At 51.6% G+C, this 16,586-nt stretch carries 13 protein-coding genes; 6 read left to right on the top strand and 7 right to left on the bottom strand.

Going from position 1 to position 16,586, the window contains the following annotated elements:
- Nucleotides 1-60 precede the first annotated feature (60 nt).
- Together ACFO9Q_RS05180 and ACFO9Q_RS05175 are read right to left on the bottom strand one after the other, a co-directional pair.
- Nucleotides 61-429 (bottom strand): hypothetical protein, encoded by a 369-nt coding sequence (locus ACFO9Q_RS05180; RefSeq protein WP_379179399.1) that lies wholly within the window; start codon nt 427-429, stop codon nt 61-63.
- A 105-nt stretch (nt 430-534) separates the two neighbouring features.
- Nucleotides 535-1,689, bottom strand: coding sequence for a conserved virulence factor C family protein (locus tag ACFO9Q_RS05175; protein ID WP_379179397.1), 1,155 nt, complete (start codon nt 1,687-1,689; stop codon nt 535-537).
- A gap of 143 nt (nt 1,690-1,832) precedes the next feature.
- Between ACFO9Q_RS05175 and ACFO9Q_RS05170 the strand changes: the two genes are divergently transcribed.
- The 5 genes from ACFO9Q_RS05170 (at nt 1,833) to ACFO9Q_RS05150 (ending at nt 8,335) form a co-directional block, all read left to right on the top strand.
- Nucleotides 1,833-2,831, top strand: a complete 999-nt coding sequence (locus tag ACFO9Q_RS05170; RefSeq protein ID WP_379179395.1) for an MBL fold metallo-hydrolase — start codon at nt 1,833-1,835, stop codon at nt 2,829-2,831.
- Between the two features lie 147 nt (nt 2,832-2,978).
- A complete protein-coding gene (locus ACFO9Q_RS05165; protein WP_379179393.1) occupies nt 2,979-4,046 on the top strand; it encodes a Gfo/Idh/MocA family protein in 1,068 nt (355 codons plus the stop codon).
- A gap of 85 nt (nt 4,047-4,131) precedes the next feature.
- The gene (locus ACFO9Q_RS05160) at nt 4,132-5,751 is read left to right on the top strand and encodes an ABC-F family ATP-binding cassette domain-containing protein (RefSeq protein ID WP_379179391.1); all 1,620 of its coding nucleotides are present in this window, start codon (nt 4,132-4,134) and stop codon (nt 5,749-5,751) included.
- Nucleotides 5,752-6,112: 361 nt separating this feature from the next.
- A complete protein-coding gene (locus tag ACFO9Q_RS05155) occupies nt 6,113-7,015 on the top strand; it encodes a cation diffusion facilitator family transporter (RefSeq protein ID WP_379179697.1) in 903 nt (300 codons plus the stop codon).
- 330 nt (nt 7,016-7,345) lie between these two features.
- Entirely contained in the window at nt 7,346-8,335 is a 990-nt protein-coding gene (locus tag ACFO9Q_RS05150; protein WP_379179389.1) for an SH3 domain-containing protein, read from the top strand.
- Nucleotides 8,336-8,424: 89 nt separating this feature from the next.
- Here ACFO9Q_RS05150 and ACFO9Q_RS05145 read toward each other — a convergent pair whose 3' ends face one another.
- From ACFO9Q_RS05145 to ACFO9Q_RS05130, 4 genes are all read right to left on the bottom strand, one after another.
- On the bottom strand, nt 8,425-10,350 hold the full coding sequence (locus ACFO9Q_RS05145) for an FAD-dependent oxidoreductase (protein ID WP_379179387.1): 1,926 nt from the start codon (nt 10,348-10,350) through the stop codon (nt 8,425-8,427).
- Between the two features lie 10 nt (nt 10,351-10,360).
- Nucleotides 10,361-11,536, bottom strand: coding sequence for an acyltransferase (locus ACFO9Q_RS05140; protein ID WP_379179385.1), 1,176 nt, complete (start codon nt 11,534-11,536; stop codon nt 10,361-10,363).
- Between the two features lie 223 nt (nt 11,537-11,759).
- A complete protein-coding gene (locus ACFO9Q_RS05135; protein ID WP_379179383.1) occupies nt 11,760-13,172 on the bottom strand; it encodes an NAD-dependent malic enzyme in 1,413 nt (470 codons plus the stop codon).
- 149 nt (nt 13,173-13,321) lie between these two features.
- Nucleotides 13,322-14,437: an MGDG synthase family glycosyltransferase gene (locus tag ACFO9Q_RS05130; RefSeq protein ID WP_379179381.1), complete on the bottom strand. Its 1,116-nt coding sequence runs from the start codon at nt 14,435-14,437 to the stop codon at nt 13,322-13,324.
- A 212-nt stretch (nt 14,438-14,649) separates the two neighbouring features.
- Here ACFO9Q_RS05130 and kapB point away from each other — a divergent pair, with 212 nt between their 5' ends.
- On the top strand, nt 14,650-15,039 hold the full coding sequence (gene kapB, locus ACFO9Q_RS05125; protein WP_379179379.1) for a sporulation phosphorelay system protein KapB: 390 nt from the start codon (nt 14,650-14,652) through the stop codon (nt 15,037-15,039).
- 87 nt (nt 15,040-15,126) lie between these two features.
- Here kapB and ACFO9Q_RS05120 read toward each other — a convergent pair whose 3' ends face one another.
- Entirely contained in the window at nt 15,127-16,491 is a 1,365-nt protein-coding gene (locus ACFO9Q_RS05120) for a stalk domain-containing protein (RefSeq protein WP_379179377.1), read from the bottom strand.
- Nucleotides 16,492-16,586 lie beyond the last annotated feature (95 nt).

The raw sequence follows: 16,586 nt of genomic DNA, 5'->3' as shown, positions 1-16,586 counted from the left end.
AAGCCCGAACGCTCCCTTGCGGGACAGCGTTCGGGCTTAGTCTGCGCGAGCATGGATTAGCTAGCCTTGAATAGACTTGTCTTCATTGTAGCCGGCATGATGGAAGTCAGGATTCTTCAGCTCCTGAATGATGTTCATGCTGCGAATATGCTCTCTCGTCCGGTCAGTTCCCAGCTCATAGATCGCGCGGTACACCTTGACGATATCTTCATTGAACTTATCGGTTGCTGGATCATGGTCAGCGGACTTGTAGGGCACCGGAGCCTTGATTGCCGTATTGCGATCATCCTGTCCGATCAAGTTCAGAAGCAGCTGGAGTTCAGAGGCCTCTTGCTCGGTCGCTCTTACCTGCAGCTGCTCACCCATGGATTCAGCGGCATCTACAGACTTACCGGATACAGATACATAATACAGTTGCTTCGTGCTCATTGGAACAACCTCCTTGGAAGACCTGTTATTAACCGGACTTAAGCGGTTAATAGGTTATACACGAAGAGGGTGCTTGTTGAAACAGGGCTTGCTTGAAATGTCTTGTCATTCTGTGCGATCCCGCGAGGAGGTCATCTGCTGCCAGACCGATCCGGCCGCTTCCTCCCCGCGTTCAATGCGCTCAAGGGCCATCTGAGCTTGAAGCTGGATCTCGAATTCACTGTCCTCGGCAGCGATGCGAAGGGCATCTAGAGCCGATTCATCTCCAGCCTCGTACAGGAAGCGTGCGGCTCTCCACCGAACAAGCTTGTTCCTATCCCGGAGCGCTTCAATCATGGAAGGGATTGCTGCAGGATCGCCGAGATCTGACAGCGTATCGCCTGCAGTCCTTCGGACTGAGGCAGAAGTGTCTCGGAGGGCGGCGAACAGGTAAGGCAGCGCTTCAGGAATCTTGAGATCGCCGAGATAGACAACCGCCAGCCTCCTCACCGACGTGTGGGTATCTCGGACTGCTCCTGCCAGTATAGGCAGGAGTTCAGGTGATGGAGTGACTCGTTCTAGAGCCGCATATCGCACTTGCCAGTCCGGGGACTGCAGACGAAGCTCCAGCTCATCTGCCGACAAGGGCACTCGTCTAGGCATGATTACGGCAGCTGCTGAATCACCGTTAGCAGGACTGGCTGCTGACTTGGCTGCTTCAATGAGCTCTTGAAGCCGCTCAGGCGGGTAGGAAGCGGTCAGCTCCTTCACGACTTCACCGGCAATCTCCTCCAGTTCACCATAGCGGATACCGAGCTCCGACAAGGTACGTTCCCGGATCATGGACGAACCTGCTGCCTCACTTACCGCATCGGTGAACTGCGCGGGAAGAGCTGATCGCACTTCCCGATCGCCTGCCCGGACTCGTAGCTGCATCGGAATGCCGCGGAACGTCTGGACGAGGACACGGGCTTCGCCATATTGGGCGGTTGTTACCGCCGCCTCCGCCGCCGTATCTGGCGCCGTTCCGCCGAGGAGGGTACGAGCTTCCGACAGGATAGCTGACCAATCGGCAGAGGACACGCGATCGAGCGCGATGAAGTCCGAGGTACGGAACACACTGCGGACTCCAGTAATCTGAAGCAGGCTGCGAAGCGGTTCAGGGGCACTGTCTGCTTCTTGCTTGGAATAGGACTGCCTTACTCCGGGAGGCAGGACTTCATCTATGTTCAGCTTCATGGAATTCGGACTGGGTGTCGGTTCTATGGAGATTAGCTTCATGGTGGATTCCTCCGTTCGGGTAATTGCATATGGTATAGATACAGTTTACAAGATAATTCCTGTCCGCGCGAATGACCTCCATTTGCACTCCGCGGGCGCAGTTGGTATCTTAAGCTTACACATGTAGAAGGGGGAATCAGCGTATGAGGCTAAGACGGTTCCGCAACCTTGACACCATACAGCAGCATACCTCGGTTAAGCAGTTCAATCGTTGGCGGCAGGAACGTATGAAGCGGCAGCAGAAGAAGGATTACTCCTTCACCGTTCCTAGCGTAGCGCCTGATCTGAACTACCTGCACAACAATCGGACCCATCCCTCGCTGACGTGGGTAGGGCACTCTACCTTCCTTATACAGCTGGCAGGTCTCAACATAGTGACAGACCCTGTATGGTCAGGCCAGATGGCGTTCCACAAGCGGTTGTCCCAGCCGGGTATTCCGATCGAGGACGTACCGCCTGTCGATGTTGTCTTGATCTCTCACTCCCATTATGACCACCTCAGCATACAGTCGCTTAGACGCCTTGGCGGTGTGAAGCAGCTTATCGTTCCTGCTGGTCTCGGGCAGAAGCTTAGGCTGAAGGGCTTCACCCGAATACATGAGCTGCATTGGTGGGAATCCGTGCACATTCACGGGGTGAAGTTCACCTTCGTCCCGTCACAGCATTGCACACGGCGTAATCCCTGGGACAATAACAGCTCTCATTGGGGCGGTTACGTCATGGAGCCATATGCGGCAAGCGGGCATGAATCGATGGCTGCAGCCCCCGCTGAAGTGGGAACAAGACCAGTGCTCTCTGAATATCCTACCCTATACTTCGCAGGTGATAGCGGGTACTTCCGCGGCTTCGAAGAGATTGGCCGCAAGTTCGAGCTTGATGTGGCCTTAATGCCGATTGGAGCCTATGAGCCGGAGTGGTTCATGGGACCTCAGCATGTGACCCCGGAGCAAGCTCTGCAGGCCTATCTGGATTGCAAGGCGAAGTGGTTCGTACCGATGCATTACGGTGCCTTCAAGCTGGCCGATGACACTCCGAGAGAGGCGCTTGATCGCCTTCAGTCCGGCATACAGGAGCTGAATATTGAAGCTGAGCGCGTCCTTGTTCTGCCCCAAGGCGAGACTTGGAAGCTGTCTGGCAGATAAGAGCCCGATCGTTGCTTGCTTTCAGTTCATTTTTTTGTAACCCTAGATCGTGAATGCTGTTTACAGTGGACAAATATCAGTATACTGGTATATTAGATCATCTCATCTGATTGAATGATAGAGGAAGCTCGCAAGGAGGACTCACGCATGACGCATTCACCGATTCGGCTCGGTATGATTGGAGCTGGAGGAATCGGCAAGGTTCACATGGAAGTATTCGAAGGAATACCAGAGGTAGAGCTTGCTGCCGTAACAGATATCTATCTCCCGCTCGCACAGAAGCGGGCACAGGAGCACCATATCCCCGTCGTATATGGCAGCCCAGGGGAGCTGCTTAAGGATGAGTCTATTGACGCCGTTGTTATTGCCGTGCCCAATCAGTCGCATGCTCCGCTTGCCATTGAAGCGCTGCAGCGAGGCAAGCACGTGCTGCTGGAGAAGCCTATGGCTATCGACTCTGAATCCGCCAAGGCGATTGTGGAAGAGAAGCTGAAGTCCGGCAAGGTGCTTATGATGGCGCATCAGATGCGCTGGTCGGCCATCTCAAGGGCCATTAAGCAGAAGATTGACAAGGGTGATGTAGGTACCATCTATAATGCGAAGGCAGGCTGGATGCGCAAGAAGGGGATACCCGGCTGGGGCAGCTGGTTCACTCGCAAGGATCAATCGGGCGGAGGACCGCTCATTGATATCGGGGTTCATATGCTCGATCTCGCCCTCTACTTCATGGGCAATCCGAAGCCGATCTCTGTCTACGGCTCTACGTATGCGGAATTCGGGCCGCAGAAGCAAGGGATCGGGACATGGGGCACGCCCAACTGGGAAGGCTACTATGACGTGGAGGACTTGGCCTCCGCTCTCATTAAGATGGACAACGGATCGACGCTGGCGCTGGATGTCAGCTGGGCTGCACATGTAGCTGCGTTGACGGAGGATCCTTATCTGCATCTCATGGGCACGCAGGGCGGAATTACCTTGTATGGATCGAGCGGACGTTATGTGACCCATGCCAATGACGAGGTCATTGAGTCGGATATTCAGCCGCTTGAGGGTGAGATGGACCGGACGCTGCTTAGCAGACACTTCGTAGAGTGTGTGCTGGAGGGACGGGAGCCGATTACCTCTGCGATTACCGGCTATACGAATAATCGAATTCTCGATGCGATCTATGAATCATCCAGAACGGGCCATGAAGTGAAGCTGCACTGGGAATAGCCAGTAATACGCTACTTCTTGCACCATTTATGCTATAATAGTTCGAGATTAACGAGATTCGATGAAGAAGGACGGGATCCATACTATGATTAGTACAAGCGGCATTACGCTTCGATTTGGGAAGCGGGCGCTTTTTGAAGATGTAAGCATTAAGTTCACACCGGGCAATTGCTACGGTCTCATCGGCGCGAATGGCGCTGGCAAGTCTACATTCCTCAAGATTCTCTCCGGTGAAGTCGAGCAGACGAGCGGAGAAGTGCATATTACACCAGGCGAACGCTTCGCTGTACTGAAGCAGAACCACTTCGAATACGATGAGTTCGCGGTGCTTGAGACCGTCATTATGGGCCACAAGAAGCTCTATGATGTCATGAAGGAGAAGGACACCCTCTACGCGAAGGCAGACTTCACCGATGAGGACGGTATGCGTGCCGGCGAGCTGGAAGCGGAATTCGCCGATATGAATGGCTGGGAAGCGGAATCCGAAGCAGCAGGCATGCTGAACGGACTTGGCATTACACCGGATATGCATGACAAGAAGATGGCTGAGCTGGGCGGCAATGAGAAGGTCCGCGTCTTGCTGGCCCAAGCATTGTTCGGCGATCCGAACATACTGCTGCTCGATGAGCCTACGAACCACTTGGACATTGAATCCATTCGTTGGCTAGAGAACTTCCTTGCCGACTATGAAGGCACCGTTATCGTAGTCAGCCATGATCGTCACTTCCTGAACACCGTCTGTACGCATATTGCGGACATTGACTTCGGCAAGATTCAGATGTATGTCGGCAACTACGACTTCTGGTACGAGTCTTCCCAGCTTGCTCTGCAGCTGATGCGCGGCGAGAACAAGAAGAAGGAAGACAAGATGAAGGAGCTGCAAGCGTTCATTCAGCGCTTCAGCGCCAACAAGTCGAAGTCGAAGCAAGCCACTTCTCGTAAGAAGCTGCTAGATAAGATTACACTTGATGACATTCGTCCTTCGTCCCGTAAGTATCCATTCATTAACTTCAAGGGAGAGCGGGAAGCAGGCAAGTCTCTGCTGCTCGTTGACGGCCTCACGAAGACCATTGACGGTGAGAAGGTCATCGACAACCTGACCTTGGCGATTAACAAGGGGGACAAGATCGCATTCGTAGGTCCTAATGGCCTTCCGAAGACCGTATTGTTCCAGCTGCTGATGGGTGAGCTTGAAGCCGATTCTGGGACGTATCAATGGGGGGTAACGACGACTCAGGGCTACTTCCCTAAGGACAATGCGGAGTACTTCGAGAACTCTGACCTGACCTTGGTCGAATGGCTTCGCCAGTACTCCAAGGACCCGGATGAGACGTTCATCCGCGGCTTCCTCGGCCGTATGCTGTTCTCCGGTGATGAGGCGATGAAGAAGGCGAGCGTCCTGTCCGGAGGAGAGAAGGTACGCTGCATGCTGTCCAAGATGATGCTTAGTGGCGCGAACGTCCTCATCATGGATGAGCCTACCAATCACTTGGACCTGGAGTCGATCACGGCACTTAACAATGGGCTGACCGATACGGATTGCACCGTACTCTTCACCTCCCATGACCATCAGTTCGTACAGACGATTGCGAACCGGATCATTGAGATTACACCGAATGGCATCATTGATCGGTTAATGACTTATGATGAATATCTGGAGAGCGCTGAAGTGAAGGAGCTCCGCGAGCGTATGTACGCTGTCTAATTGAACAACTTAGCTGCATCTTGGGTGACGAACCCGGGGTGCAGCTTTTTTTAATGGTATGGACGTGCATCAGCATCTATAATCCCATAATTTAGTGCTGATCTGGGCAATCTAACGATGGACCTGCAGGACTAGCTTGATTACGATGGAATGGCATGGTTTCGTATGGATATTCGAATAGATTCCCATGGAATCCCAACTTGGACAAGCTCACATATGTTGCCTCTATGCATAAAAGCGAGCAGAAGGTCAACACTGTTTCTCTAGACCCACACAGGAATCGTCAGGTATGATACCTTTATTGGATTCGTAGAAGAAGGTAAGAACGACAGGCATACAGCTAGCTAGGGAGGTACGGAAACTGGATCAGTATCAAGAAATCAAGCAAGGGGAAAAGGGAGCCTGGATCTCCATCGGCGCATACTTGGCCTTATCGGCTCTGAAGCTGACGAGCGGTTATTGGTTCGCTTCAGGTGCGCTCGTAGCGGACGGCTTCAACAATCTGACGGATATTGTGGCATCCCTTGCCGTGTTAATAGGATTGCGTATCTCGCAGAAGCCGCCGGACGAGGACCATCCCTATGGCCACTTCCGTGCGGAGACGATTGCAGCGTTAATTGCCTCCTTCATTATGGCAACGGTCGGTATCCAAGTGTTGATTAGCGCTGTTAAGTCGCTGTACAAGGGCGCAGGTGAAGCACCTGAGCTTACCTCCGCATGGGTTGCGCTATTCGCCGCGGCCTGTATGGCAGGGGTGTACATCTATAACCGGAGACTGGCTGTTCGGATTAACAACCAAGCGCTGCTAGCTGCTGCCAAGGACAATCTATCCGATGCGCTCGTGAGCGTCGGAGCTGCTATTGGTATTATAGGCTCTCAGCTTGGACTGCCGTGGCTGGATCCTGTAGCTGCAGTTGCAGTTGGAGTGATCATCTGCAAGACCGCGTGGGAGATCTTCTACTCCTCAACGCATGCCCTAACTGACGGCTTCGATGAGAATAGATTAAGCAGCTTGCGCTCGACGATCGAACGAACCCAAGGTGTGAAGTCGATTAAGGATATTAAGGCGCGTATACACGGGAGCCATGTTCTCATTGATGTCATCGTGCAGGTAAGTCCTGATCTGACCTTAATTGAGAGTCATAGAATTAGTGACGAGATCGAACATCGAATGGAGAAGAAGCATAATATTATGAGCGTACACGTCCATGTCGAGCCTCTGGATGAAGAACACTATCCGGCATTGGATGGACATAAGAGCTAATTCGCAGGGTTAGTAAATGTTTCCTCTGATGGATAATGCATCTTCAGTAGTTCCTTAGACCCATCCATTTCCTTGGAGACCAACTATAGGATATGAGGGTGTTCCATGAATGCCTGAATGTAGTGAGAGCTTAGCTTAGATAGATGATTACAAGGAAGAGGCACCTGCATGCTGAGGTGCCTCTTCGTTCATGAGGAATGAAGTCCATGATTCATTGGACTCATATCAACAATCGATCAATTAGGAATAAGGGTGGATGTCTGTCTAACGGCGTCGAATCTACAATGAGAGCAGCATTACTAATAACCCCCATTAGGAGGCTATGCTCTCATGCCAAGCCGTACGATTCGAGGTAAGCTTATTACTGCTACATTAACAACTGCACTAGTATTCGGATCGATATCCATTCCTGCCGCTCTAGCTGCACAGACAGCGACCGTTCAGCAGTCGGTGAACTTCCGGACAGAGCCTTCCGCATCTGCATCGATTATCCGTACGCTGAAGCCAGGTGAGCCCCTCTCCATCATTGAGAAGGTGAATGACTATTGGTACAGAGCCCAAGATACATCAGGCAGAGTAGGTTATGTTACAGCTGGTGAAGGTTATATTCAGTTATCCAGTCAGACTGGCAATACGAGCGGCAGCGCTGTAATTATACGCTCAGTGTCCTTCCGAACGAGTCCGTCCACGGACGCAGCCCGCATTCGTTATCTGCAAGCGGGGGAGAAGGTGCAAGTGATCAGCTCGCCTAATGCCTACTGGTATGAAGTACAGGATGCAAGCGGCAAGAGAGGGTATGTCAGCTCAAGCAGCGAGTACATACAGGTGAACGGCGGGACGAGCCCTGCCCCTTCTCCAACACCTTCGCCTGGTCCCATCCAAGGCAGCGTGGAGAAGGTCATCTCAGCAGGAATGAAGTATCTAGGCACACCGTACGAATACGGATCTGATCGTAATTCTACGGCAACCTTCGACTGTTCAGACTTCGTGAGGCAAGCCTTCCTCGATGGTGCTGGACTGAAGCTACCGGCGGACTCGAGAGGGCAAGGAGAGTTCGTCAAGAATAGAGGGGCAGCGGTCACGGACTGGCGGCAATTGAAGCGGGGAGATATCATCTTCTTCATGTCTTATCGAGGCTCGAAGGCTTCCTCCTATGCTGGAATTAACAAGTCGAAGCAGTCCATCACCCATGACGGCATCTACCTAGGTGACGGCAAGGTGCTGCACACCTATTCCAAGGAGAGCGGCGGAGTAAGAATCAGCAGCATGGCAGGTACACATTGGGAATACCGATTCTTATTCGGCGGAAGTGCACTATAGGTCTGCATTTGTTATGACAAAAAAGAAGAAGAGCTGTCCGCCTGCGGACAGCTCTTACTCGTTATTGCTACTACGTTAATGGTACAGCGTTATTGGTACACCACGCCAGCTTGATATTCCACAATATCGCGAATAATCATAAAAGCATTACCATTCGTCAGCTTGTTCTTATCCTTAATGCCGTCTATCGTCTCTTGCTTCAACCAGCCGCGGCTTGTCAGCTCATTCACCGCACCGGCTAACGTACTCTTAATGTTCGAAGCGTCACATATGGTCAGAGCAGCTTGTGCCAGGGTCAGCGGTTGCTCCTCCGGCTTATCAAGCTTGTTGACAGACACAGATGGGTCGCCTGGGAATGCGGAGCGATGAACCTTGTGTACGCGGAGCATGTTGTTCATGAACCGCTTCGCATTGGAATCTGCATCTAGCTGCCAGCGATCATTGTCGTAGCCTCCAATTGCGACATACATGCTTACTGCCGCTAGCAAGCCCGGGTAGTCCTTATGCTGCGTATAAGCCGGCTTCTCGAAGCTGTTCATCTTCAGATCCATGCCTTGCTTCGTCAGCAGCTCTCGAAGCTCGGCGATATCCTCCTTGGACTGGGACAGCTCACGGAAGGATACGCCCTTCTCAATAGCCAGCTTGGCTGCCGCTCCGGCTGCCTCGCCGGTTGCCATGCCGAGCGGGATGACACGTGCGCTGCCATGCGGGATGGTATCGAAGCTTGCTGCTCGTCCTACGACGACAAGTCCGTCGACCTTCTTCGGCACGAGTGCGCGGAAGGGTACGCCATACTGCTTGGGAACCATCGCGACAGCGCCGTGATCGGCATTGCTGGTACGCTGGATATCAACTTCATAGGAGCCATAGGCGATTGCATCCCAGTGATCGCGATTCTCCATCAGATCGGCGGTTGTGAGGCGGTACTCGCCAATCATATGGCGTGTCTCCCTCACGTACAGCTCGGGAGCCGTTCCCGCGAACTTCAGACCCTTAAGCTCCGGGAAGGTGCTCGTCAGGTGTTCGACAATGAGAGGAGCTTCCTTCTGGCCAATTGCGAATGCTTTCTTGATAGACTCCGGATTCAACGGATCAATTCCGAATATATGCATCGCATTAATTAAGATCGTCTCGTCATTCTGCCGGCCGATGTTCAGACCTCTTAGGCCAACACGCTCCGGATCCGTTGACTTATAATATTTAGCTGCACCGAAGCCCCAGGCGCTCATCTTATCAATGTTAGTCCCATCTGTGCGCCTCTTGAACGAGTCCCATACTTCTTGGGTAACGCCGCTCATCTTGAAGACGAGAGTAACCGCCATCTGCGCGTCAGGATCGCCAAGGTCTTCATGGCCGATCGTGTACGGCGCTCCTGCTGCAGCGGCAATGTCGCCGTCTTGGGTAGCATCAATAACCGCCTTGGCCCGCATCTCTTGCTTCGTTCCGTCCGCCAGGACGACTTCAAGTCCAGTCACCGCTGTATGGCCGTCCGTGCCGGCTTCCGTCAGCGGCTTCATCGACTGAGTCTTCAGCAGCAGATCAATATTAGGCTCGTCCTTAACCATGGAGTAGAATACGTTAGCTGCGGAGGTTGTATCAACGGAGGTGCCCTCCAATTGATCGTACCATTCCTGGAAGATTCCCTTGTCCAGGAAGTTCAGCTGCCCTGGAATAGCAGGCTCTACCGGTGATTCGTTAAGATCTAAGGAATTAAGCCAGCCAAGCGTAATGAGTCCGCCAAGAATGTCCCGGTCTCTGCCATCTACGAGCAGCACCTTCAGGTTGTTGCGAGCAGCCGAGATCGCGGCCGTTATCCCCTCAGGATCTGTTCCTGCCACGATAACATCGTATTCCTTGCTAATATTGTCGGTGGAGACAACCGGGGTGAGAACTTGTCTATTATGTTCATTAACGGTTGAATGCTGCTTCTGCCAGTACCATACTGCGGCAGCAGCAGCAATGAGCAGGATTGCTGGAAGAGCAATCCAGGTTATTTTGCGACGAGATATAGCCATAAGTACACTCCTAAGTCATAGTAATAAGTTGATGTTCCGCTTCCTTGTTCTTCCTCACAGCCTTAGCTCTGGGCAGTCTGCCCAATAAGATCCAAGCCTGCGGGATATAACGTGCTGCAACGGCAACTGTTGCCCATGAAGCGGCCAGCATGAGGATGAACCCGCCAAGGTACCATAGATGGACGGCAATACCTGTTGACGGAGCAGGAATGCCCCTCTCATAAGCTAGCAGATAGACGAGATGAACGAGATAGATTCCGAAGCTCAGCTCCCCCAGATTGCTAAGCAGCGGCGTTAGCCATGCCTTCTCTCTGTACAAGAGGAACGCCAGCTGCAGCAGGACCAGAGCGGAAGTGAGGGAATGCAGGTTCCACATAGCTTCGTACAGCATCGGATTATACAACACGGCGTACAGTCGAGCGTTGTACCACATTAGCACATGGACAGCGGCTGCCCCCAGCCAGATGGCCCACAAGGACAGGGAGAGGAGCGAAGCCCTATGCTTATTCGAGCTGCTCTTCACCCATTCTCTTAATCTAGGATAGTAGATGCCAAGCGCTGCGCCAGTCATATAATACGAGAAGTAAGAGAGCGACCAGCTTCCCTTGTTCGGAACGAGCTCTACGTAGTTATTGTACAGGACGAATGCCCATTGTACCGCGAACCCGATCGGAATGAGCGCATAAGCGAATCTCGGAACCATTCTGGCAAGCCACAATAACAGCGGGAAGAGCAAGTAGAATTGGATGCTGATGAATACGAAGTAGAGATGGGCATAATTCTTGCCAGTCAGCAGCTTCGTCCACAAGCTGTCCAGACTGTCCCGAGTGAAGACAGGTGTATGCGTTACGTATTGAACAATTAAGAAGTAGATCAGTGAGAAGCATACATACGGCAGGATGATATAGAGCAGTCTCTTCTTATAAAAGCTGGTTATTAACGTCATCGTGATCGGCCTGCAATAATAGCTGTAGAACAGGACGAAGCTGCTAAGCAGAATGAAGGTCGGCGTGCCGAACTTCATGAAGATGTTAGCAGCGCTGTAGATAAAATAAGCGCCCGAATTCTTCATCGTCACCGTAGCCGAAGCTGTGGCATGCACCGACAAGACACCGATGATCGCCATTGCACGCACGAGCTGCAGCTGAGGGATATGCGGGTTAGAAGATTGAATGGGTGCGGCCATTGGAGCTGCCTCCTCTAGTAGTCGATTAATAGGTACCTTGTGAATGGTACAATATCGAACAAGAGGGGGCAATAATCCTTGCCACATTATCCACTTATTTACTAACTCTTCATATTATTATGGATCATTCTTAAGATTACAATAGTCCATAGTTATTATATAGGATGATTAAGCGCTCTTGTTAACAATTCCGTAATAATCCCCTGCTTAATTAATTCCAGCATTATTCCCGCGGCTGCCTTCTAGCAACGCCGCTGTTCTGGGCAGCAGCAATGACGCTCTTGCGAACCTCCTCCACTACTCTCGTATTGAATACGCTCGGAATAATGTACATGGGGTTCAGCTCGTCTCCGATAACCGATGCGATGGCTTGTGCTGCAGCCAGCTTCATCTCCTCGTTAATGACAGTAGCTCTGCAATCGAGAGCACCTCGGAAGATACCGGGGAAGCATAGCACATTATTAATCTGATTCGGATAATCAGATCGGCCTGTTGCAATAACGGCAGCAATATCCTCTATGAGCTCGGGACGAATCTCGGGCTCAGGGTTGGCCATGGCAATAATGATAGGATCAGCAGCCATGCTCTCCACATGTGCTCTCGTGAGGATGCCGCCAGCAGACACACCGATGAATACATCAGCCCCTTGCACCGCTTCGGTTAGCCCTCCGCGCTTGCCCTCGGCATTGCTATGACTGGCCATCCATTGCCAAGTCGGATTCGAATAAGTCTGATCAGACTGGAGAATGCCGTCGCGGTCTACTCCAATAATATGCCTCGCTCCTCCGGCGAGAAGCATCTTCGTACAAGCTGTACCTGCAGCTCCTATACCACATATAACGATTCGGGCATCGCTAAGGTTGCGCCCTGTCAGCTTGAGCGCGTTCAGCAATCCGGCATAGAGCACGACAGCCGTTCCGTGCTGATCATCATGGAAGACGGGGATGTCCAGCTCCTGGCGAAGCCGTTCTTCAATCTCGAAGCAGCGCGGGGAGGCGATATCCTCGAGATTAATGCCGCCGAATGTAGGTGCCATTGCCTTCACAGCAGCAATAATCTCCTCCGTGTCCTGCGTGTCTAGACATATGGGGAATGCATCGACGTCCGCGAACTGCTTGAACAGCATGGCCTTCCCCTCCATGACAGGCATGGCTGCATAAGGTCCAATATTCCCTAGTCCGAGCACGGCGCTTCCATCGGATACAACTGCAACCGTGTTGCGCTTAATCGTTAATGAATAGGCCTTGGAAGGATCATCGTGGATTGCCTCGCACACTCGAGCTACCTCAGGTGTATACACTCTGGACAGATCATCACGGTTTTTGATAGGTGTCTTAGGCTGAATCGTAATTTTACCACCTAGATGAAGCAGGAAGGTTCGATCTGACATATTGATTAGCTTAATACCAGGCAAGGTGCGAATCGCGTCGCTAATACGCTCCACTGAGCCTACTTCGGATATTTTGACCGTCAGGTCGCGTACCGATCGATCTCTGTTCGTCTGGATGACATCAATCGCAATGATATCCCCTCCTGCTTGCTCAATGGCTGTAGCTGCACGGCCGAAGTGAGCAAGGCGGGTCTCAAGCTCAATTCGGATAATGACAGTCTTGCCGTCCATTGCTTGATGATTCATGAGTATCGACTCCCTCGTTATGTAGTCTAATAAGCTTGAGTGCTATAGGGTAACTATAACCGGAAGAGCGGTCCGTTATTCGGGAGCAGTCGCTGTGAACAGTCTTCATTCGGCATGAGTCGCGGAGCATTCTGATCCCAAAAAAACCGTCACTGCATTAACCGCAGGACGGCGCTAGGACAGCTCGTGGGATTATATTGTTGATTGCGCTTCGCTTCAAGCGTCCTTCGGAATTGCCCTGATGCATACGGCTCTTGAATGAGTGCGAACCACTTGTCGACCGTCTCTGCTGACTCCAGCAGCTCTCCGAATCCGTTACGCACGAAGTATTCACAGTTCTCTTCCTCTTGCCCGGGAATGGGGCTGTAGAAGAGCATGGGGATGCCCTTGCTCATGCCCTCGGTGCAGGTCATGCCCCCGGGCTTCGTGATAAGCAGGTCGGATACGTCCATGAGCTTGCTGACTTCTCTGGTGAAGCCTAGAACGCGTATATTGCGGTGCTGGAAGATTGGATCTGCAAGCATCTTCTCTCTTACCTTCTCATTGCTGCCAACGCAGAAAATAAGCTGAACGCTGTCTCGCCACTTCGTCATATAATCAACCAGGTTATCCTCGTACATGAGGCCCCATCCACCGCCCATGATAAGTACGGTAGGCATAGGAAGCAGATTGAACTGCAATCGGCTCGCGTCCTTGTCATACGTCTCCCAGAAGTTAGGGTGAACGGGTATGCCAGTCACTTCAATATGGGTTGCCGATACCCCGCGGTCCGTCAGCTTCTTCTTGACTAAGGAGGTGGACACCAGATACTTCGTAACCTCTTGGTTAATCCAGGAGCCATGCGCATCATAATCGGTAATTAAGGTGTATAGCGGGATATCGAGTCCTAATCGCTTCAGACGGGCAACCACCGCATTCGGCACTGGATGCGTGCAGACAATCAGATCTGGCTTGAGCTGTGTGATCACCTGTGAAGTCTGGGTATAGAACATCCGATGCAGCGCAAGCTGCGTGAATCGGTTAAGTGACTTCTTGTAATTGCTCCGATACATCATCCCAACCATCTTCGGCTGCTTGCTTACGGTCTTGCGGTAGGCGGAGATAATCCATGGTCCAAGCACGGGATTAAGAAATTTGCCCAGCTCGATCACCTTGGTTTGGATGCCGGGGGAGAGCTGCCGAAGACCAACCGCAAGCGCATAAGCGGCTTGAGTATGACCTGACCCGAACCCCTCGGAGAGCAGAAGCACCCTTTTCTTACGCATAGACTCACCTACTTTTCTATTTCCATATTACGATGTACAAGGAGGTAACACAAGTTTATTCCTGCATCTTGCATTACATATCTTGATTAACTTATCCTAAAAATTAAGATGGTTCACTGTCAAGAATTAATTTCATTATTTTAGGAGGATTTACAGATCCTTAATGTTACAATCGCTATAGAGCCATTTAATGAGAAGGAATGAGGCGGAACATGGATAAACAGTTGGAACTACCGATTGGAAGTATCGTGCAGGCAGAAGTTAGAACGGGTCAATACATTGGTGAAATCGTGGAATTGTACGGCCCAAGAGCAGTTGTTAAGGTGCTGGCCGTGCTGAAGCATCCGGAGCAAGGGGATCTTCATAATCCGTATGATCCTGATGTGGCCATGTTCCATGAGCGCCGTGCGCTCAGCTTCACGGAGAAGACAACGGTTCCCATGAGAGACATTCAAGCGTATACAGGAGCCATTCCTGAATACAATGAGTCTCTGAAGCGGTGTCTAGGCCAGCAGATCGAAGCTCTTGATCGCTTGAAGCGATGGGCCGAGCGCGGGCTTGAGCAGCTCAGCCAGCTGGAGAAGGATTATAATCAGAGATAGCTTTTGTACATAAAAGGAGCTGTCATCCTTAGCCTGGTATCCTGGCCGATGGATGACAGCTCTTTTTGCTTCTGAAGGGAAGAATGATTACTTATTAATGAAGGCGGTCTTCATCTTGTCTCGATAGACGACTTGGTAGCCCAGTCCTTCTGAGATAGCAAGCAGGGGGAGATACGTCTTGTTCTCGGAGCCGATTCTCTGGAGATAAGCCGGCGGTGTCTTAAGCTTGACAGCTGTACCGTTCACCTTGATCGTCGATGCGCCAATTGTAATCTCGATCTTACTCGTGCCTGAGATGACAACGGCTGTCTTCGACTTCTGGTTCCACGTAAGCTTCGCTCCAAGCGCGTCTGTAATATCACGCATAGCGACGAAGGTGCGGCCTTCCTTAATAACCGGCTTATATGGAGTAATCAGCTCCTTGCCGCCAACAATAACGTTAATAGGAGCAGGAGGCTTCGGCAGGGCAGCGGCTCTGTATGCGCCCCATATCGTTTCAGCGAAGGCTTTGCCCATAATTCCGTAACCTTTGGCGTTAGGGTGAATGTCGCCTTTCTTGAAGTTGATGTAGAGTAGTTCTTTTCCCCGGAATGCCTCTCTCATATTAACTACATCAAGGTGAACTCCTTCATTCTCTAACCCAGATACAGCGGAGTCCAGATGAACCTGCAATTCATCGGCCGCCTCTACGAGGAACGGATAGATCTGAGGGTTGCTGAACACAGGTATCGTTGAATTAGCAACCTGGATCGTCTCTGGAACAGGAAGGTACTGATTGGACGTCACGATATGTATATTAGGTTGAAGGGAAGTTATCGTTCGAAGAGACTGCATAAGCTTCTGCTCGTAATTGTGCAGCACACCTTGAAGGTCTTGCTTGCCTTGCTCCAGATTCTCTTGCTGCTCTGCGGCATCCTCTTCCTTCTTGGTCACGAGGTTGAAGATAGGCAGCACATCGTTCGCTCCGACCGTCAGGAGTACGAGATCCGCCTGCTTCAGGTCAGCAGCGAGCTGAGCGGATTGTCCCAGAATCTGCTTGGCACGAGGATCCTTGCTCACGACCTTGGAAGGGTCTAGCGGCTTGCCATCAGCAGCAGCCTCTAAGAAGGAAGCCAGTCCATCGGTTGTAAGTCCGATTACACCATAATTGACATATTCGGTTCTAAGCCCCTGATACAGAGCCTGCTCGTAGACATGCTCCACATAGCCATAAGGGATTGGATTCGATTCGTTCTCCATCCCATACTCGTAGCCCGCGGTTAAGGAGTCACCAATCGCTACGATGCGGTACACGCCGTCTTGAGAAGGCGCTGCTTCAGCCGCATAGGCTGCGGGCCCTTGTTGATTGACAGCTAACATTCCTCCAACGGGGCTGAACGCTGCGCTCATGACAGCTGCACTGATGAGTATTGCAGCACCTCTGAATATAGATTTCCTGAACTTGGTAGGCAACGACTCCACATCCTTCTGGTATAATTATAGAATAAAAATTCAAAAAGACTAATAATCATTCAACCCTTGTGAGGAAAGGCGGTTAGATATCCTTA

Source organism: Paenibacillus sp. GCM10023252, assembly GCF_042653305.1.
Lineage (GTDB): Bacteria > Bacillota > Bacilli > Paenibacillales > Paenibacillaceae > Pristimantibacillus.
The sequence above is the reverse complement of the archived record's forward strand: the minus strand, read 5'-3'. Positions and strand labels throughout refer to the sequence as shown.

Excerpts from the sequence above, each read along its gene's own strand:
- ACFO9Q_RS05180 (WP_379179399.1), bottom strand. The coding sequence starts at position 429 with ATGAGCACGAAGCAACTGTATTATGTATCTGTATCCGGTAAGTCTGTA.
- ACFO9Q_RS05175 (WP_379179397.1), bottom strand. The coding sequence starts at position 1,689 with ATGAAGCTAATCTCCATAGAACCGACACCCAGTCCGAATTCCATGAAG.
- ACFO9Q_RS05170 (WP_379179395.1), top strand. The coding sequence starts at position 1,833 with ATGAGGCTAAGACGGTTCCGCAACCTTGACACCATACAGCAGCATACC.
- ACFO9Q_RS05165 (WP_379179393.1), top strand. The coding sequence starts at position 2,979 with ATGACGCATTCACCGATTCGGCTCGGTATGATTGGAGCTGGAGGAATC.
- ACFO9Q_RS05160 (WP_379179391.1), top strand. The coding sequence starts at position 4,132 with ATGATTAGTACAAGCGGCATTACGCTTCGATTTGGGAAGCGGGCGCTT.
- ACFO9Q_RS05150 (WP_379179389.1), top strand. The coding sequence starts at position 7,346 with ATGCCAAGCCGTACGATTCGAGGTAAGCTTATTACTGCTACATTAACA.
- ACFO9Q_RS05145 (WP_379179387.1), bottom strand. The coding sequence starts at position 10,350 with ATGGCTATATCTCGTCGCAAAATAACCTGGATTGCTCTTCCAGCAATC.
- ACFO9Q_RS05140 (WP_379179385.1), bottom strand. The coding sequence starts at position 11,536 with ATGGCCGCACCCATTCAATCTTCTAACCCGCATATCCCTCAGCTGCAG.
- ACFO9Q_RS05135 (WP_379179383.1), bottom strand. The coding sequence starts at position 13,172 with ATGAATCATCAAGCAATGGACGGCAAGACTGTCATTATCCGAATTGAG.
- ACFO9Q_RS05130 (WP_379179381.1), bottom strand. The coding sequence starts at position 14,437 with ATGCGTAAGAAAAGGGTGCTTCTGCTCTCCGAGGGGTTCGGGTCAGGT.
- kapB (WP_379179379.1), top strand. The coding sequence starts at position 14,650 with ATGGATAAACAGTTGGAACTACCGATTGGAAGTATCGTGCAGGCAGAA.